The following is a 19,517-nucleotide window of genomic DNA, read 5'->3' as shown; positions in this document are numbered from 1 at the left end:
CACCTTTCCTCTAAAAATCCCTTGTAATATTGTTTAACCACCTGTATTGGCGGTATCGGATCACAGCAGCCGGTATCTTAATTATCTCGTCTAGACTAATGACGGCAAACAGTACAATAGGATGTACGTGCCATACAAAAGCACTTGAATAACTTAATGGCAAAATGACTCCCCACATAACGGCAAAATCGCACCAAAACCCAAACTTGGAATCACCCCCAGCCGGGAATAGTCCGCCGATGATGGCTGAATTTATCGACTTGCCAATGCAATAATATGCGCATATATAAAGCATTCCATTAAGATAACTTTGTGCCGTATCATTCAAATTCACCAGATGAAATACAGCAGGCTTTATTAGCAAAATAGCGACACCAGCCAGCGCGCCAAATAGGAGTGCGTAAGCACTGATCCGGCTGCCCGCCTTAATTGCCATTTCTTTATTGCTGCTGCCTAAATATTTGCCGACAAGAACTGCCCCGCCGCTGGAAATGCCGCTGCACAGCACAATAGCCAGGTCCTTGATCACTGCTGCAATAGAGTTGGCTGCCACCAGATCGGCGCTTACATGCCCCATGATGGCGGTTGTCGCAGTTAATGCACCACCCCAAATGAGGTAATTGGCCTGAACAGGAAGGGTGTATCGTATAAAATCTTTCCGCAAGAACCGTTCCACGTTATCTCGCCTAGGCAGGCGAAAGCGAACAGACCCTTGTCTCACTGAATAAATGATGCAGCACCCAAGCTCGATGAACCGTGCACAGACGGTTGCGCCAGCTACGCCAATGACAGCTTTCTCGGGCATACCGGGGAATAACACGAATATGCATAATGCGTTTAAAGCAATGTTTAATACTAGACAGAATGTGCTGATCATGGCACTTATACGTACGTTCTCCATACTCCTCAACACACTTAGGTACATTTGAGATAGTCCCATAGCCAAATAAGAGAATGAGACTAACCTCAGGAAATTTGATCCAAAATGGATAAGTTCCTTGTCATTAGTAAAAATACGCATCAGCTGATCCGGAACGCACAGCGATAGGAGGAAAAATGCAATAGAAACCCCGATCGAAAAGGTCAACGCGATACTGAGAACACGTTGAATGGCCCCCATATCCTTCTTTCCCCAGTATTGTGCTGCCAGAATTCCAACTCCTGTTGCAAGGCCCATATAGAACAGATTTAATACGAAAGTGACTTGTCCTGCCAAAGATACAGCCGACATCGCCGATTGGCTTACGGAGCCTAACATCAATACGTCGACCATAATGACGGATGCCGAGATCAGGTTCTGCAAAGCAATAGGAACTACCAGGCTTATCAATTGAAGGTTGAATTGTCGGTCTGCGGGCACTTCTAATCGTGCTTTGCTTTGCACTGCTTTCCTCCTTTTTACTTAGTATTACTCCATAAAAATAGTACATTCTTTATCTTCTTACCATCAGAATTGATTATAATAGTATCAAAATCGTATTTTATTATCAGAGGAGGTGTTACGATGCACAGCAAACTGGACGTCTATTCTGATCTGTCAGAGCGCTTAAACTACAACTTGCCGAATTTCGAGCTGTATGTCCGTCAAGGCACGCTCCGCCAGTTTGACAAGTATGCCGCTGTATGCCATTGGCACCCGGATTTAGAGTTTATCTCAGTGCTTGAAGGGTCAATTGACTTTTTTGTAAACGGAAAGATCGTACATCTGGAGAAGGGAAACGGGATATTCGTTAACAGCAAAAGATTACATTATGGCTTTTCCTACAATATGACCGATTGTTCTTATATTGTGGCTGCCATTCATCCTTCGCTGATTGGCAAGCAGTCCTGGGCGGGGAAGGAGTATTGGGAGGAGAAATTTGGTTCAAATTCGGATGATTATCTATTGCTAACTGAGGAAAGTGATTGGCAGAGGGAGGTTCTGCTCTCGCTGAAGCAGATCTATAACGAAATGCACAGTGACACACGTAACCCGCTTCGCCTGCTGGCGCAGGCCATGTCACTATGCGCAAGTATCGGAGACCATGTAACTTCAGGTTCAGGACAACTTGCAGATGACCCTTACTGGACAGTGGTTTGGGGAATGACCGATTTTATTCATCGGCATTATGAGAACAAGATTACGCTGGAAGAGATTGCAGCCGCAGGTTCTGTATGCAGGAGCAGATGCTGCGAGCTGTTTGGCAGCTATCTAGGTCAAACTCCGAATTCCTATCTGACACGGTATCGTATCCAGAAAAGCTGCGAGATGCTGCAGGATACGGATAGAACGATCAGTGAGATCGCTGTTTCGTGCGGGTTTCAAAGCTCAAGTTATTTTTCCTATGTGTTTCGCAAAGAGCTCGGTATGACTCCGCAGAGCTACCGCAAGCAAAGGGAGAATGATCCGGATCGGTAGCAAAGCATCGTCTGCACCTTAGGCGCAAGTGTTGGAGCGGCACCTGTTTATGTAGGGGATCTCTCTATCACCTATAAATTCGATCCTGCTAAGAGAGAATTCGCCGCTGACCAGTTGAAATTTGTGCCGTATGACGATAAGTAGGCTGTGAACGTTGATTTTTCCGAAATGAATAGATTTGCATTGGTTAAAAATAGACGCCCGAAGGCGTCCTGAATGTTTAAGATTATATTTTGGAGAACTGCTGACCTTACTGCACGCTTGGAAATCTTTGAATTCTAACCACATTCGTATAAGTTACTTTCTTGAACACGATTCTGCCCGTCGACAATCTAAAGAAAACTCCTTGTTTGAGGACCACGGTAGTGGGTCCCAAGTTCGGGTTGTGGATGCTGACCAAACGTCCATTTGCAACCCGGATTCCGTTTGGTGTTTGATAAGCGACAGCTACAAACTGGCCTCTCTTAAGACTGCTAATAGTAGCTTTCTTCACGAACTTTCACCTCTTTCACTTGGAAGATAGTTTATTATATGGCAGAATAAAGAGGATGATTGTGTTTCGTCCTAGAGAGGCTGAATTTACTCAAGAGCCGGCAGGTTGATTTCAGCTTTTTATTATGATAACCTTTAATTAACAGACAGCTGAATACTAAACCCCATACGATGGCGGATTGTTACTGCACAGCAGGCGAAACCTAAATTGATGGCGAAATCATGCTTCCTTAGCGGAGTGTCATTTTTCCATGAATTTAGGTTTTTCTTGTTTTTAGGGCTGAAACTGCCGGCGGTTTCGGGCATACTAACACAGAACTGCCTGCCTATGTGGATGTAATTGCGTTACCAAAAATATAAAGAAATGAGGCTGCTAAAGATGAAAGAAGTCAGTAAAGGATTCCCGGAAAACTTCCTGTGGGGCGGAGCCACCGCGGCTAACCAGCTGGAGGGCGGCTTTGATGAAGACGGCAAAGGCTTGTCCTGTGCGGATATGATTGCGCATGTTCCGAAAGAGCAGCGCAAAGGCGGACATGCGATGGAAATCTCCTCGGAGCGGATTGAGCAAATCCTGGCCGGAGAGATCGACGAGCGTTTTCCTAAACGTTACGGCGTCGATTTTTACCATCGTTATAAAGAGGATATTGCTTTATTTGCAGAGATGGGCTTCAAGGTGTTCCGTTTGTCCATACACTGGTCCCGCATTTTCCCGAACGGTTACGACGAGCAGCCGAATGAAGCGGGTTTGCAGTTCTATGACAATGTGTTCGACGAGCTGGCCAAATACGGAATTGAACCGCTTGTGACTCTGTCCCATTATGAGACACCGCTGGGTCTTACCCTGAAATACAACGGCTGGGCGAGCCGCGAGGTCATCGGACATTATGTGAAGTATGCGGAAACGGTGTTCAAACGGTATAAGAATAAAGTCAAATACTGGCTGACCTTTAACGAAATCAATGTGATGCTGTTTAGTCCGTACACTGGCGGCGGCATTCTGATTGACAAGGTGGAGAACAAGCTCGAAACCACTTACCAGGCGCTGCACCACCAGTTTGTGGCGAGTGCAATGGTGACCAAGCTGGCTCACGAGATTATTCCGGGTTCCCAGGTCGGCTGTATGCTTGCCCGCATGGAGACGTATCCGTATTCCTGTAATCCGGAGGATATCCGGCTTGCGCAGTTCGAGAACCAGATTAACCTGTTCTTTACGGATGTGCATGCACGCGGGAAGTACCCGAACTATATGGCGCGGTATTTTGCGGAGAACAATGTTGAACTTAAATTCGAACCTGGCGACGAGGAAATTCTTCTTGCGCATCCCGTGGATTTTATTTCCTTCAGCTATTACATGACCGTGACCAAGTCGGTGGATGCCACCGCAGAGCAAACTGCCGGCAACCTGGCTGGCGGGGTGAAGAATCCGTATCTTGAAGCGTCCGACTGGGGCTGGGAGATTGACCCGATTGGCCTGCGCGTCACCCTGAACAAATTCTGGGACCGTTATCAGAAGCCGCTGTTTATCGTTGAAAATGGTCTTGGCGCCTATGATAAGGTAGAGGAAGACGGATCGATTCACGATTCCTACCGGATCGATTACTTGAGTAAGCATATTGCACAAATGAAGGAAGCCATTAAAGACGGCGTGGATCTGATCGGCTTTACAAGCTGGGGACCGATTGACCTTGTCAGCATGTCGACCTCTGAAATGTCCAAACGCTACGGCTTTATTTATGTTGACCTAGACGATGAAGGCAACGGCACCCTTGCACGTTCGAAAAAGGATTCGTTTGAATGGTACAAAAAGGTAATTGCAACAAACGGGGAGCAGCTGTAATTGCCCAAAGCTGTTTTGGGGAAAATTACATGATCAACCGCTTTCAATAAACGTTGTCAACCTGCCTGATCTATGCTACGATAAAAAACAGGCAATTGAATATACTGGATTGTTACTGTTTAGTCAGGCAAAACCAGAGTCATGGCACTTCAGGGTGCCAGCTTGGTTTTGCCTTTATTACATTTATCGGTGCAAGGTGATTAGGACAATGAGAATTGAGAAGGTGCTCAACAACAACGTCATTACCGTAATCGACAGCGATGGTAACGAACAGGTCGTCATGGGGCGGGGAATTGCCTTTAAGAAGCATACGGGTGATCTGATTGATGAAAGCCGGGTCGAGAAAGTTTTTTCACTGGCAAGCAATGAGATTTCGCAAAAGCTGAAAACGCTTCTGTCCGATATTCCGATGGAATATGTGGAATGCTCGGATGAAATCATCACCTATGCTGAGACGGTACTCGGTGAGAAGCTGCACGAAAGCGTGTATATCTCGCTGACGGATCACATTCATTTTGCCATCGACCGCCATCGTCAAGGTCTCCAGATCCGCAACGCGCTTCTGTGGGAGATCAAGCGGATGTACCGCAAGGAATACGCGATCGGCGTGAAAGCGCTGCAGATTATTGAAGAAACGCTCGGCGTCTCGCTGCCGGAAGATGAATCCGCGTTCATTGCGATGCATTTGGTCAATGCGCAGATGAACGGTGAGATGCGGGAAACCATCAGCATTACAAACATCGTGAAGGACATTTTAAATATTGTCAGACGGAGTTTTGTGATTGAATTAAATGAGGATTCGCTCAATTATTACCGCTTTATGACGCATTTGAAGTTCTTTGCCCAGCGGGTGCTGCTGGGAACTGCTGCAGTAGGGAAAGAGTCCGACAATCCGCTGCATGATTTGGTGAGCAAGCAGTATGCCGAAGCTTATGCCTGTGTCTTAAAAATCAACGATTACACGCGTAAGATATACAGCAGAGTTTTATCTAAGGAAGAGCTGCTGTACTTGACGATTCATATTGAAAGGCTTGTCAGAAGTGACCAGGAACCTGAATCGAGTAATTGAATCAAGTAACTGGGTCGAGTAACTGAATAAGATGGGATTGTAACTGCAGTAAGACAGGCAAAACCTAAACGATGAGTAGATTCCGTTTCTGCGGAACATGCTAGTCATTGTTTAGGTTTTTTTTATTCTTAAATTTACTTCAAGGGAGATAACAGCAATGGATAAACAGCAATTGTCCAAGGAAATATTGAAGCTGGTGGGCGGCGAAGCGAACATCGACCAGGTGACGCACTGCATGACCCGGTTAAGATTTAATTTGAAGAACAACAGCAAAGCAGATAAACAAGCGCTGCAGAACACGCCTGGCGTAATGGGGGTAATGGTTAACGGCGGCCAGTTCCAGGTCATTATCGGGAATGATGTGCCGGTTGTCTATAACGCCCTGGTAGGCAATATGTCCAAATCACCGGAGGCAGGAGTGAAGTCTAAAGCCGCACCAGGTGAGGAAGCTGCAAAGAAGAATCCGCTGAGTGCCATCTTTGACTTTATTTCGGGCGCATTCACACCGATTCTTCCGGCGATTACAGGTGCAGGTATGATCAAAGGGATCGTGGCGCTGCTGATCACCTTTGGCTGGATGAACGATACAAGCTCAACTTACATCATCCTGTCGGCCATCGGTGACGGCGCGTTCTATTTCCTTCCGATTATTCTCGGGATCAGCACAGCCCGTAAGCTCGGCAGCAACATGTATATCGGAGCGGCGATCGCGGCTTCGCTGCTGCATCCAAGTTTAACGGCACTGCTCGGAGGAGGGAACCCGATTACCTTTGCCGGAGTTCCGGTTACTGTTGCCACGTATTCATCGACGGTTATTCCTATTTTGCTCGCAGTTTGGCTGGCTTCGTATATCGAGAAATTTGTAGACAAAATTACGCATGCTTCTCTTAAGCTTATCGTGGTTCCTACAGTAACGCTGCTTATTATCGTACCCATTACACTGATTGCAATTGGACCGCTGGGTGTGACGATTGGTAACGGACTGACTGGCGGTATTAACTGGCTGTTTGATCATACCGGGTTCCTCGCAGGACTGCTGATCGGCGGCGTGTTCTCCCTGCTGATAATTACAGGCATGCACTATGCCCTCGTTCCTATTATGATCGGAGCTATTGCCACTCAAGGCTTTGATTACCTGATTCCACTGATGATGGTAGCGAACTTTGCACAGGCTGGAAGTGCATTCGGCGTTGCCCTGAAGTCCAAGAATGCGCAGATTAAATCTTTGGGCGCTTCCACCGGGTTTACCGCGATCATGGGGATTACCGAACCGGCTATGTACGGGGTGAATATGCGCTTCAAGAAGCCGTTTATTGCAGCTTTGATCGGCGGCGCGATCGGCGGCGCATTCTTGAGCATGTTCCATGTTAAAGCCTATGTCATTGGCGGACTTGCTGGTGTATCCGGTATTCCGATGGTAGTCGGTCCAACGCTCGTTTATGCACTAATCGGGTTTGTGATTGCGATCGTCGCAGCTGCCCTCGTGACTTATGTGCTTGGCTTTGAAGATGCGTCTGCTGCTTCTGCGGCTGCGCCGGCCGCTGCTGCTCCTGGTCTTGCGTCCGATGCTAAAGCACAGGAAACAAAAGTGTTCAGCCCGATTACGGGTGAAGTGAAACCCTTGCAGGCGGTGAATGACCCGGCTTTTGCCGAGGAAATTATGGGAAAAGGATTTGCGATTCAGCCGTCTGAAGGCCGGGTAGTATCGCCAGTAAACGGGACCGTGTTCTCGCTCTCGAAGAGCGGTCACGCAATTGGGCTGGTCAGCGACAGCGGCGCGGAAATGCTGATTCACATCGGCATCGATACGGTGAAGCTGAAAGGCCAATTCTTCTCGCCAAAAGTCCAGGCCGGAGCCAAGGTTGCAGTAGGCGATCTGCTGATGGAATTCGACCGTGAGCAAATTGAAAAAGCCGGTTATGATACCATTACCCCTGTCATCATTACCAACATGGATCAGTATTCAAATATTGAACCTGCGGGTCAGAGTAACGTGAAGGAGCGGGATTTGCTTTATACAGCGAAAGCATAACCGCTTCCCCGGTTCAGATGATTTCTTAAGAAAGGGCCTTTTCGGGCCCTTTTTTTGCAGGGCGGATTCCCGGAACCGGCCTGAAATGAAGGTTATTTTTTGAACAAATATGGTGTTAGAGCGCGTTAGCCTTTATAATATGACGAGTATATTGGATAAAAGGAAAAGGTGTTAAATTCATGAGTATATTAAACGTAGAACGGCTCAGTCACGGCTTCGGAGACCGGGCTATTTTCAATGATGTTTCATTCCGGCTGCTGAAGGGCGAGCATATCGGCCTGATCGGCGCCAACGGCGAAGGAAAGTCCACCTTCATGAACATCATTACGGGCAAGCTTCAGCCTGATGAGGGCAAGGTAGAATGGGCCAAGCGCTCGCGTGTCGGTTATCTGGATCAGCATGCCGTGCTGACGAAGGGACAAACCATCCGCGACGTATTGCGCAGTGCATTTCAATATTTGTTCGATATGGAACAAGAGATGAACGATATGTACGGCAGAATGGGCGACGTATCCGCAGAAGAGCTGGAGCAGCTGCTTGAGGATGTCGGCACGATTCAGGATACGTTAACGAGCCAGGATTTTTATTTGATTGATGCCAAAGTGGATGAAACCGCCCGTGGTCTGGGTCTGACGGATATCGGTCTGGATAAGGACGTCAACGATCTGAGCGGCGGCCAGCGGACCAAGGTGCTGCTTGCCAAGCTGCTGCTGGAGAAGCCGGATATCCTGCTGCTGGACGAACCTACGAACTATCTTGACGAGCAGCATATCGAATGGCTGAAGCGGTACTTGCAGGAATACGAGAATGCGTTCATCCTGATCTCCCACGACATTCCGTTCCTGAACAGCGTTATCAATTTGATCTACCATATGGAGAATCAGGCTCTATCGCGGTATGTCGGCGACTACGACTATTTCCAGCAGGTGTATGAGGCGAAGAAACAGCAGCTTGAATCGGCTTATAAACGCCAGCAGCAGGAAATTGCGGACCTGAAGGATTTTGTGGCGCGCAACAAGGCCAGTGTGGCCACCCGAAACATGGCGATGTCCCGCCAGAAGAAGCTGGACAAGATGGAGGTCATCGAGCTTGCCAAGGAGAAGCCGAAGCCGCAGTTTAACTTCAAGGAAGGCCGGACTTCCGGCAAGGTGATTTTTGAAACGAAGGATCTGGTGATCGGCTACGATTCCCCGCTGTCCAGACCGCTGAACCTGCGTATGGAGCGGGGACAGAAGATTGCGCTTGTCGGCGCCAACGGTATCGGTAAAACAACGCTGCTGCGCAGCATTCTTGGCCAAATTCCGGCAGTTTCCGGTTCTGTTCACCTTGGCGACCTGCTGGATATCGGGTACTTCGAGCAGGAAATGAAGGAAGCGAATTACAATACCTGTATCGAGGAGATTTGGAACGAATTCCCGTCCTTCACACAGTTTGAAGTGCGCGCGGCGCTTGCCAGATGCGGCCTGACCACCAAGCATATCGAAAGCAAGGTTGCGGTGCTGAGCGGCGGTGAGAAAGCCAAAGTCCGGCTGTGCAAGCTGATTAACCGGGATACGAATCTGCTCGTGCTCGACGAGCCGACCAACCATCTGGATGTGGATGCGAAAGACGAGCTGAAGCGGGCGCTTAAAGCTTACAAGGGCAGCATTCTCCTGATCTCCCACGAACCTGAATTCTACCGCGATGTAGTGACCGAAACGTGGAACTGCGAATCGTGGACGACTAAAGTATTTTAATGGATGCAAGAGGGCGCAAGCCCTTATAAACTGACTTTGAATGACCCATGCTCATGCGTGGGTTTTTCTTATGTCTGCTGTTTGGTTTTGATAGATTCCTTTTATATATAAATAGGACTTGTCTGGCCAATACTACGACAGGGTAAAGCATTTTAGCTGAATGAGAAGAGGTGATCCCTTTGACGATATCAAAGAAAGCCAATCGATTAGCCAATGAAAAATCCCCGTATCTGCTGCAGCATGCCCATAACCCGGTGGACTGGTTCCCCTGGTCGGAAGACGCTTTTGCCAAGGCGAAGCAGGAGAACAAACCGGTATTTCTGTCAGTGGGCTATTCGACCTGCCACTGGTGCCATGTGATGGAGAGAGAATCCTTTGAGAACGACGAAGTCGCCGCGCTGCTCAACAAGCATTACATCGCGATCAAGGTAGACCGCGAGGAACGGCCGGATATCGACAACCTCTATATGGCGGTGTGCCAGGCGATGACCGGCCACGGCGGGTGGCCGCTGACGGTTCTGCTTACGCCGGAGAAGAAGCCGTTCTATGCGGGCACTTATTTTCCGAGAAGGAGCATACTGGGGCGGATCGGCCTGATGGACATGCTGGAGCAGATCCAGGCCAGATGGGACAAGAACCCGGGCGAAATGCTGGCCTTCAGCGACGAGCTGATGGCTGAGCTTGAGAAACGGTCGCGCAGCTCCCGGCCAGGCAGTCTGGATGAAGATATTTTGCATCAAACGTTCCAGCAGTTTCATTCCTTATATGATCCGGAATTCGGCGGGTTCGGCGATGCGCCGAAGTTCCCTTCGCCGCATAATTTGTCTTTCCTGCTGGCTTACAGCAGACAGTACCGCAAAATCGAGGCCGAAGCCATGGTCCGCACCACGCTGGATGCGATGCACCGCGGAGGGCTGTACGACCATATCGGCTTTGGGTTTGCCCGTTATTCAACGGATGAGCGGTGGCTGGTGCCCCATTTCGAGAAAATGCTCTACGACAACGCCCTTCTGGCCATTGCGTATCTGGACGGGTATCAGGCATCCGGCGAACAGCGGTTTGCCGATGTGGCGGAGCAGGTCTTTGCTTATGTGCTGCGGGACATGACCTCACCGGAAGGAGCTTTCTACAGTGCGGAAGACGCAGACTCCGAGGGGGAGGAGGGGAAATTTTACCTCTTCACCCGTGACGAGGTGGCGGAAGCGCTGGAGCTGGACGATCTGCATACGTTCTGTCATGTCTATGACATTACGCCGGAGGGCAATTTTGAAGGCTCGAACATCCCGAATCTGATCCAGGGGACGCCGGAGGAAATTGCGCAGCTCAAGGGCCTGAACCCGCTCGGCCTCCGGACAAGGCTGGAGGAATGCCGTGAACGGCTCTTCCAGTACCGGGAACAGAGGATCCACCCTCACAAGGACGACAAGGTCCTCACCGCCTGGAACGGGCTCATGATTGCGGCGCTGGCGCGCGGGGCCAAGGTGCTGAAGCAGCACACATACGCGCAGGCTGCGGCAAGAGCAGCGAACTTCATCCGGGAGCGGCTGCGGCGGGAAGACGGCCGTCTGCTGGCACGCTACCGGGACGGCGAATCAGCTTATGAAGCGTATATCGACGACTACGCGTTTCTGCTGTGGGGGCTGCTGGAGCTGTACGAAGCAACCAGCAGGGCCGAATATCTTCAAGAGGCCATGGACTTGAAAAATCAAATGTTCCATCTCTTCTGGGACGAGGAACAGGGCGGCTTCCGCTTCAGCGGGCATGACGCGGAGCAGCTGCTGCTAAGCAGCAAGGAAATTTATGACGGCGCACTGCCGTCGGGCAATTCGGTTGCCGCGCTGCAGCTGCAGAAGCTCGCGGCGATTACGCAGGATGCGGAGCTGCAGGGCAAAGTCCAGCAGCTGCTGGAGGCATTTGCCGGACAGGTCAAGCGTTACCCGGCAGGCCATGCGATGTACATGCAGGCCGTGCTGAACGCTTACAGCGGCGGCAGGGAAATCGTGCTCAGCGGCGCAGCGGACGACCCGCTCCTGCACGAGATGATCGCGGAGGTGCAGTCCCAGTATCTGCCGGGAACGGCGGTGCTGGTGCATTTTGCAGGGGAAGAGGGACAACCGCTCAGGAGCTTGCTGCCGCACGTGGCCGGGATGAAGCCGGTTAACGGGCAGGCGGCGGCATACATCTGCCGGCACTTTGCCTGCGAGGCACCGCTGACAAGTAGTGAGGCGCTGCGGGAGCAGCTGGCAAAATAAAATGGGGGAGACTCTCGGGAAGTCTGCTGCAGTATGTATGCGCTTTGCCGCAGAATAGGTACAGAAGAACAAAACAAGACTGCACCCTCTGCTTCAGCATAAAGGTGCAGTCTTATTTTTTAAAAATAAATCTGCTTATAGATCTGCTAATACTCTGTTGATACATCTGTGTGAAATGGATGTGATCCGGCAGGTTCTATGCCTCGACGGTTCCGTTAACCACGAGCTCAAGCTCGCCCGTTTTGGAGTCGATGACCATACCGTGCACCGGTACGCTGGCAGGAAGCAGCGGGTGATTCTTGATGATGCCCACGGTTTCGATCACGCCTTCGCGCTCGGAGTCGAAGCCGCGCAGCCAATCCTTCAGCTTGATGCCGGAATGCTCCAGCGTATCCAGCACATCATCGGAGATGCCGCGTTCTTTAATGGAATTAATCATCCGGTCTGCATTCAGGGATGCCATGCCGCAGCCGAGATGGCCGACAACGATGACTTCTTCCGCGCCAAGCTCATAAATCGCAACCAGCACGCTTCGCATAACGGAGCCGAACGGGTGGGAGACAATAGCCCCGGCGTTCTTGATGATTTTGGCGTCGCCGTTGCGCAGGTTCATCGCTCTTGGAAGCAGCTCAATAAGACGAGTGTCCATGCAGGTTACGATGGCCAGCTTCTTCTGCGGGAATTTGTCGGCGACAAAAGGCTCATACTCTTTGTTGGCCACGAATTCTTTGTTGAAGGCCAGGATGGATTGAATTTTACTCAAAATGATTTCCTCCATTCTTTCTATGTTTCAAGGTTCAAATCTTGGTGAAGAAAAGAGATGAGGATCATAAGTACAGGTAAAAAGCACCTCATCATGCAAGCAGGCAAGCTTCCGGCTGCAGTCTTGACTATAGCGTGAAGCATAAACAAGCTGCTTGAAATGTGACTTAGGTCACGCCTCAATAGTTGATTATAGTATTTTTAAAAAGTATCATCAATAGAGTAAGCTAATTTTACGAGTGGGGTGAGCCTGATCATGGAACAGGATTGGAAGCAGAAGCTTGAGCAATTCCGGGCACTGAACAAGAAGATCAAGAGCTATATCGAAGCCTGCGGGCTTATGGGCTGGGACCTGCGGACAGGCGCACCGCGCAAGGGGGCGGCAGCCCGCGCTGAAGCGCTCGGCGTGCTGTCGACGGAAGCATTCAAGCTTGGAACCTCTGAAGAAATGGCGGGTCTCCTGGCTGCGCTGAACAAGCCTGAAATCCTGGAGCAGCTGAGCGATATCGACCGCAGAACGGTGCTTGACGTGCAGGAAGAATACGACCGCAGCATTAAAATTCCTGCAGATAAATTCCAAAGCTACACCGTGCTGACAGCCCATTCCGAAACGCTGTGGGAAGAAGCGAAGGAACAATCCGATTTCCCGGGCTTTGAGCCGAACCTGACGGAAATCGTTGCCAAGACGCAGGAGTTTATTGACTACTGGGGTCCGCGCGCGACCCGGTATGATACCCTTTTACATATGTATGAGCCGGATCTTACCTCCGAGAAGCTGGATGAAGTATTCGGGCGCCTGAAGGCGCGTTTGGTTCCGCTGGTGGAAGCGATCCAGGCATCGCCGAACAAACCGGATACCTCTTTCCTAAACCAGCTGTTCGATAAAGGGCAGCAGGAGAAATTCGGCCTGTTCCTGCTCAAAGAGATGGGCTATGATTTCGAAGCGGGACGTCTGGACGAAAGCGTTCATCCGTTTATGATCGGACTGAACACGGGCGACATCCGCGTAACGACCAACTTTATCCACGATGATGTAACCAGCTCGATCTTCAGCTGCCTGCACGAAGGCGGACATGCGCTGTATGAGCAGAACCTGGACCCGGCGCTGGAGGGGACTCCGCTTGCTACCGGAACCTCCATGGGCATTCATGAATCCCAATCCCGTTTCTGGGAAAATATGATCGGCAGAAGCCGCGGCTTCTGGGAGCAATATTTCACGGACCTGCAGCAGCATTTCCCGCAGCAGTTCGATAACGTGACGCCGGAGCAGTTCTACCGCGCCGTCAACAAGGTGGAGAATTCCCTGATCCGGATTGAGGCGGATGAGCTGACTTACAATCTCCATATCATCATCCGCTATGAAATTGAGAAGCAGCTCTTTAACGACAACCTGCCGGTTAAAGACCTGCCGCGGGTCTGGAACGAGAAATACGAGCAGTATCTGGGCATTGTGCCGCCGAACGACGGCCTTGGCGTCCTTCAGGACGTGCACTGGTCCGGCGGAAGCTTCGGCTATTTCCCTTCCTATTCGCTGGGCAACATGTACGCCGCTCAGTTTGCAAACACCATCCGCAAGGAGCTGCCAAACTTTGATGAGCTGATTGCCAAAGGCGAGTTCACTCCAATCCGGGAATGGCTGACGGAGAAAATCTACCGCTACGGCAAGAGCCGCAAGCCGGCCGAGCTGATCAAGGACATTACAGGCGAAGATCTGAATCCAGATTATCTGGCGGAATATCTCGAGAACAAATATAAAGAAATTTACGGCCTGTAGTACCGCGTCAGCCTCCCGCTGCATCCATCGCATTTCGCACTTCATTTGCACTTCATTTAGTGTACGGTGCATAAGCAAATAACGAAAGACCGGAAACCGGTGAGATGCCGGAGTTTCCGGTCTTTTTTTGACTGGAAAGCAGTGTCATGCAATTTCCCCTTTCCATTGTGCCTGGGCTTTTTAACCTTTTGGGCACCTCCCGCATAAGGTGATGTAAACCGAAAGATAAAGCTGCATATAGAAAGGATGGATGGAGCATGAAGAAGCCGCGGATAGCCGCCCTCTTGGCAGCGGTACTGGCTGCAGCCGTTCTGCTGAGCGGATGCGGCGCGAAGGATGGACATATCAAGATCGGGGAAGTGACCCGTTCCGTATTTTACGCCCCGCAGTATGTCGCTTTGGAGAAAGGCTTTTTCAAGGATGAGGGGCTTGATGTTGAACTGCAGACCACGCCGGGCGGAGACAAGACAATGACGGCTCTGCTGTCCGGACAGATTAACGTGGCGCTCGTCGGCGCCGAGACCTCGATTTATGTGTACCAGCAGGGAGCGGAGGATCCGGTCATCGACTTTGCAGGCCTGACGCAGACTGACGGAACCTTCCTTGTCGCCCGCGACAGCAGCGGGGAATTTGACTGGAGCCAGCTGAAGGAGAGCACTTTCCTCGGCCAGAGAAAGGGCGGCATGCCGCAGATGGCAGGCGAGTTTACTCTTAAGAAACACGGCATTGACCCGCATCAGGATCTCAATCTGATTCAGAATATTGATTTTGCCAACATTACGGCTGCCTTTGCCTCCGGAACTGGCGAGTACGTGCAGCTGTTTGAACCGCAGGCTTCGATCTTTGAGAAAGAAGGCAAGGGCCGCGTTGTCGCTTCCTTCGGCACGGAGAGCGGCAAGCTGCCGTACACCGTTTTTATGGCTAAACAAAGCTATATCAAAGACAACAATGCGGATATCCAGAAATTCACCAATGCCCTGCAGAAGGCTCAAACCTGGGTGCAGGAGCACTCACCGGAGGAAATCGCCCAAACGATCGCTCCTTATTTCAAGGATACGGATCTGGACATTATTACAAGCTCGGTGAAGCGGTATAAAGAGCAGGGCACTTATGCCCAAAGCCCCGCCATTACGGAGGAGCAGTGGACCAATCTGCAGAGCATTATGGAATCGGCAGGCGAACTGAAGGAGAAGGTGGATATGAAGACGCTGGTTGATCCGGCTTTTGCGGAGAAAGCGGCAGAGAACGGCAAGTAAATGATCTGGAAAGGAGCGTGCGGAATGACAGAACCAGTTCTTGAACTGAGGGGCGTCAGTCACGTTTATGTAACCGAGCGGGAGGCAAAGCTGGCCCTTCAGGATTTGAACCTGCAGGTACAGCCCGGGGAGTTCGTGAGTCTGGTCGGCCCCAGCGGCTGCGGCAAAACCACGCTTCTCTCCATGATGGCCGGTCTTCTGAAGCCTACGGCAGGAGAAGTGCTGCAGGACGGACACCCGATACGCAAAGGCGCGAATAGCAGAGCAGGTTACATGCTGCAGCATGATTATCTGTTTCCGTGGAGAACGATTCTGGATAATGCCCTGATCGGGCTTGAGCTTACGCATCAGCTGACAGAGGAGCGCATTCAGAAGGTAAAGGACCTGCTGGACGGGATGGGTCTCGGAGGAACCTGGGACCTGTACCCGAACCAGCTGTCCGGCGGCATGCGCCAGCGTGTGGCGCTTGTCCGCACACTGGCGACAGACCCCGAGGTTCTGCTGCTGGATGAGCCGTTCTCCGCTCTGGATTACCAGACGAAGCTGCAGCTGGAGGACCTGATTGCGGATACGCTCCGTGAACGCCGGAAGACTGCCGTGCTGGTCACTCATGATTTGAGCGAAGCGATTGCGGTCAGCGACCGGGTCATTGTCCTTGCCGCAGGACCCGGCAGAATCCGCCGAACATTTACTATTCCGGACGAAATCCGCGAGACGGCTCCATTTTACGCCAGAGACCATGAAAGCTTTGCAGAGCTGTTTCATCTGGTCTGGAAAGAACTCGAGGCCGGGAAGGAAGGTGCGCAGCTGTGAAAATGACCAATGAGGCCGGCCGCAGCGGCCAGAGCCTTTCCGGAGACTTCGTGCAGGCCGAATTACTCCGTTACCGGCGGCAGACGCGGCATACGATCAGGCTGGTGCGCAGCGTGCAGCTCCTCATCCTGATCGTGCTGATCGGACTTTGGGAGCTTGCAGGCCGGATGCGCTGGATTGATGTACTGATCTTCAGCTATCCTTCCAAGGTGTTCCGCCAGATTGGCAGGGATGCCTGGAGCGGTGAGCTCTGGCCGCACATCGGAATGACTGTAACAGAGACGGTGATCGGATTTCTGCTGGGGACGCTGGCCGGAACGCTCCTTGCTGTGCTGATCTGGTGGTCGCCTTTCTTGTCCAAGGTGCTGGATCCCTATATGGTCGTGTTCAACAGTATGCCGAAGGTCGCGCTCGGACCGATCTTTATCGTGCTGTTCGGCGGCGGCTTCACGGCAATTGTGGCGACTACGCTGTCCATCACCGTCATTACGACGACTTTGGTCGTCTATACGAGCTTCAGGGAGACGGATGCCAATTATATCAAAGTCGTGCGGACGTTTGGCGGCGGCAGGAGAGACATTTTTATGAAGGTGATGCTGCCTGCTTCGTTCCCGGCGATCGTGTCCACCCTTAAAGTCAACGTGGGCTTGTCCTGGGTTGGAGTTATTGTCGGGGAGTTTCTGGTCGCCAAGGTCGGGCTTGGCTATATGATTATCTATGGCTTCCAGGTGTTTAATTTCACGCTTGTGTTCGCCAGCCTGGTCATTATTGCCGTTGTGGCGACGCTGATGTATCAATTGGTGGTTTATCTTGAGCGCTTCCTGGTGAAGAGGCATTAAGCCTCTTCGCCTTTTTATTTTCGAGGAGGCAGGCAACCAGCATTTCCATAGAGGATTCCCTCAAAAATAGTACCTGTCTCAGGCGCAGAGCCCTTCGCAGCTGCCCTCCTCCAACCTTGTCACATGTCATGTCACGTGGACAAGCGGCGCAGAACGGTGAAATAATGGAAGAAGAGAGAAGAAACCGGGATAGAGAGATCTCCCGCACTTGCAAAGGGAAGGTTGGAAGGAACGTTATGGGGTTTCGTGTAATTAAAACGGCAATCGCGACGCTGATCGCGATACTGGCGGCGGATACGGCCGGGCTTCCGGGCGCCATGTCAGCGGGGCTTCTGGCGATCCTGGGAGTGGATGTCACCCGGAAGAGAAGCCTTAAAACGGTGTCGGCGCGCTTTTTCGCTTCGGTGGTCGGTTTGGTGCTGTGCTTTATATTATTCCGCCTTGTCGGCTTTCACATCTGGGTGCTCATTATTTATATCCTGATCGGCTTTCCGCTGATCGCCAGGATGAACTTTAAGGAAGGCATCGTCACCAGCTCGGTGTGCGTGTTCCGGGTGTACAGCGGCAGTGATGTCAGTCTGCACATGTTTATGGAGCAGATTCTGCTTCTGGTGATAGGCTTGGGCTCGGCCATGCTGGTCAATCTGGTTTATATGCCGAAGGATGAGGATAAGCTGGCTTCCATCCGGCAGGAAGTGAATCATTTATTTGCTGTCATTTTTAAGCATATTGCCGGAACGCTGCGCAATCCCGAGGATGAGTGGAGCGGGGAGGAGCTGATCCTGGCGGAGAAGAAAATCGAGAGCGGGATGAAGCTCGCCAAACGGAGCCTGGAGAATCAGGTCATTCATACGGATGAATCCTGGGCCGTATATTTCTATATGCGGGGAGAGCATCTTGACCGGGTGGAGAGCATGATGGAGCTGGTATCCCGGGTGTACAGGAGAATGCCCCAGGCGGAGCTTGCCGCCCAGGTGTTTGACCAGCTCAGCGAGGACGTGCTGAAGGATCATTATACCGGCCAGACGGAGAGCAGGCTGAGGCAGCTTGAGGCCGATTTCAAGGATATGGATCTTCCGACGACACGTGAGGAATTTGAGATGCGGGCGGCGATTTTGCAGCTGTGCCGCGAGCTTAATGAATATTTGAACATTTCGAAAAGGGATAAGAAACCGATGGCGGCGGGGATTAAACCTTCTGTTTCGTAAGGAAAATGCTGCGGTCAGAAAAATAGTTGTCACCCTGGGCTGATGTCCTGCATACACATGAATTGAATGATTGTATGGAGGAGGTTCGAAAATGCCATCGAAATATCAAAGTAGAGAGATTATCACGAAGGCGATCTGCGGCAAAGGTCGTAAGTTCTCTACCGTAACACATACCGTGACTCCGCCTCACAATCCGTCGAGTATTCTGGGGGCCTGGATTATCAACCACCAATACGAAGCGGTAGCTGCGGGAGACGGAATTGAAGTTATTGGTACTTACGATGTGAACATCTGGTATTCCTATGACAGAAACTCGCAGACGGCAGTGGCGAAAGAGAAGGTTTCCTATGTGGAAAATGTTCCGCTGACCTACCTGGATGGAAGACACCGCTCTTCCACAGTGGAAGTGACGGCGGAAGCCCTCCAGGAGCCAAGCACCGTTGAAGCAACGGTGTCCGGCGGCGGCAGCGTCCTGATCCGGGTAGAGCGCGAGTTCGCCGTTGAACTGGTAGCTGAAACCAAACTTAATGTGCTCGTTCTTCCTGGCGGGGATGACTACGAGGACAAAGATTTTGACTTCAGCGGAGACGACGGGGATTACGACGATCTGGACCCGGATCTTCTGGACGAAGATCTGTAAGAAGTAGCCCGCCCCACAACCACTAACAATTGATGTATGTTATGCAGCTGTGACGGCAGCGGAGAGGGCGTATGCCCTCTTTTTTTTTGATGGTCAAAATAAACCTTCATAAAGCAAGGAGATGCAGCCGATGAACCGGAAATCAGAAGAGCCGCTGTGGTTATATGTCGGGAAGGGGCCTGGCCGGGACCTGTTTGTCAGACAGTTCCTTCGAGGGCTGAGCCTCCTCCATTCGGGAGCTGAAGCAGCGCAGGGGGGTGAAGCGGGAGGGAGCTTTGCAGGGGAAAAAGCTCCCCTCGCAGCGGCCCGGGCTGCTGCGCTTCGAGCCGCCGCGGGAGGCTGGCTGGCGGCAGGAGCTGCGCTGCTGCCGCCGGGGGCCGCGCCGCTGCGGCTGAACAGCGGCGCGGCC

The 19,517-nt window shown here is 51.4% G+C and carries 16 protein-coding genes; 13 read left to right on the top strand and 3 right to left on the bottom strand.

The genetic code is table 11. The features are described 5' to 3' along the window. Positions 1-10 precede the first annotated feature (10 nt). Entirely contained in the window at positions 11-1,384 is a 1,374-nt protein-coding gene (locus FCN15_RS15240) for an MATE family efflux transporter (protein ID WP_238996711.1), read from the bottom strand. Positions 1,385-1,504: 120 nt separating this feature from the next. Between FCN15_RS15240 and FCN15_RS15235 the strand changes: the two genes are divergently transcribed. Then, complete coding sequence (locus tag FCN15_RS15235; protein WP_138495851.1) at positions 1,505-2,398, top strand: AraC family transcriptional regulator; 894 nt, start codon at positions 1,505-1,507, stop codon at positions 2,396-2,398. Positions 2,399-2,648: 250 nt separating this feature from the next. Here FCN15_RS15235 and FCN15_RS15230 read toward each other — a convergent pair whose 3' ends face one another. Further along, complete coding sequence (locus FCN15_RS15230) at positions 2,649-2,891, bottom strand: hypothetical protein (RefSeq protein ID WP_138495850.1); 243 nt, start codon at positions 2,889-2,891, stop codon at positions 2,649-2,651. 378 nt (positions 2,892-3,269) lie between these two features. On the opposite strand from FCN15_RS15230, the gene FCN15_RS15225 reads away from it, so the two are divergent. The 5 genes from FCN15_RS15225 to FCN15_RS15205 all read left to right on the top strand — a co-directional run bounded on the left by FCN15_RS15225 (position 3,270) and on the right by FCN15_RS15205 (position 11,816). Beyond that, positions 3,270-4,727: a glycoside hydrolase family 1 protein gene (locus tag FCN15_RS15225; RefSeq protein ID WP_138495849.1), complete on the top strand. Its 1,458-nt coding sequence runs from the start codon at positions 3,270-3,272 to the stop codon at positions 4,725-4,727. Between the two features lie 208 nt (positions 4,728-4,935). Then, the gene (gene licT / locus FCN15_RS15220) at positions 4,936-5,796 is read left to right on the top strand and encodes a BglG family transcription antiterminator LicT (protein ID WP_138495848.1); all 861 of its coding nucleotides are present in this window, start codon (positions 4,936-4,938) and stop codon (positions 5,794-5,796) included. A 157-nt stretch (positions 5,797-5,953) separates the two neighbouring features. Next, complete coding sequence (locus tag FCN15_RS15215) at positions 5,954-7,828, top strand: beta-glucoside-specific PTS transporter subunit IIABC (RefSeq protein WP_138495847.1); 1,875 nt, start codon at positions 5,954-5,956, stop codon at positions 7,826-7,828. A 179-nt stretch (positions 7,829-8,007) separates the two neighbouring features. Next, positions 8,008-9,564, top strand: coding sequence for an ABC-F family ATP-binding cassette domain-containing protein (locus FCN15_RS15210; protein WP_138495846.1), 1,557 nt, complete (start codon positions 8,008-8,010; stop codon positions 9,562-9,564). 179 nt (positions 9,565-9,743) lie between these two features. Further along, entirely contained in the window at positions 9,744-11,816 is a 2,073-nt protein-coding gene (locus FCN15_RS15205; protein WP_138495845.1) for a thioredoxin domain-containing protein, read from the top strand. Between the two features lie 196 nt (positions 11,817-12,012). Here the strand turns inward: FCN15_RS15205 and FCN15_RS15200 are convergent, their stop codons facing one another. After that, positions 12,013-12,579 (bottom strand): beta-class carbonic anhydrase, encoded by a 567-nt coding sequence (locus tag FCN15_RS15200; RefSeq protein WP_203232163.1) that lies wholly within the window; start codon positions 12,577-12,579, stop codon positions 12,013-12,015. Between the two features lie 255 nt (positions 12,580-12,834). Here FCN15_RS15200 and FCN15_RS15195 point away from each other — a divergent pair, with 255 nt between their 5' ends. From FCN15_RS15195 to FCN15_RS15165, 7 genes are all read left to right on the top strand, one after another. Continuing rightward, positions 12,835-14,352: a carboxypeptidase M32 gene (locus tag FCN15_RS15195; protein WP_138495844.1), complete on the top strand. Its 1,518-nt coding sequence runs from the start codon at positions 12,835-12,837 to the stop codon at positions 14,350-14,352. Positions 14,353-14,609: 257 nt separating this feature from the next. Further along, on the top strand, positions 14,610-15,608 hold the full coding sequence (locus FCN15_RS15190; protein WP_138495843.1) for an ABC transporter substrate-binding protein: 999 nt from the start codon (positions 14,610-14,612) through the stop codon (positions 15,606-15,608). 24 nt (positions 15,609-15,632) lie between these two features. Beyond that, on the top strand, positions 15,633-16,421 hold the full coding sequence (locus tag FCN15_RS15185) for an ABC transporter ATP-binding protein (protein WP_238996710.1): 789 nt from the start codon (positions 15,633-15,635) through the stop codon (positions 16,419-16,421). Between the two features lie 2 nt (positions 16,422-16,423). Next, positions 16,424-17,260 (top strand): ABC transporter permease, encoded by an 837-nt coding sequence (locus FCN15_RS15180; protein ID WP_138495903.1) that lies wholly within the window; start codon positions 16,424-16,426, stop codon positions 17,258-17,260. A gap of 236 nt (positions 17,261-17,496) precedes the next feature. Continuing rightward, a complete protein-coding gene (locus FCN15_RS15175) occupies positions 17,497-18,468 on the top strand; it encodes an aromatic acid exporter family protein (protein ID WP_138495841.1) in 972 nt (323 codons plus the stop codon). 91 nt (positions 18,469-18,559) lie between these two features. Then, positions 18,560-19,108, top strand: coding sequence for an outer spore coat protein CotE (cotE, locus tag FCN15_RS15170; protein WP_138495840.1), 549 nt, complete (start codon positions 18,560-18,562; stop codon positions 19,106-19,108). A gap of 130 nt (positions 19,109-19,238) precedes the next feature. Continuing rightward, on the top strand, positions 19,239-19,517 hold a 279-nt coding region (locus FCN15_RS15165), incomplete at its 3' end, for a hypothetical protein (RefSeq protein WP_138495839.1).

It is taken from the genome of Paenibacillus pinistramenti (assembly GCF_005869875.1).
Lineage (GTDB): Bacteria > Bacillota > Bacilli > Paenibacillales > Paenibacillaceae > Fontibacillus > Fontibacillus pinistramenti.
Note: the sequence above shows the minus strand (reverse complement) of the source record. Positions and strands in the feature narration are given on the sequence as shown.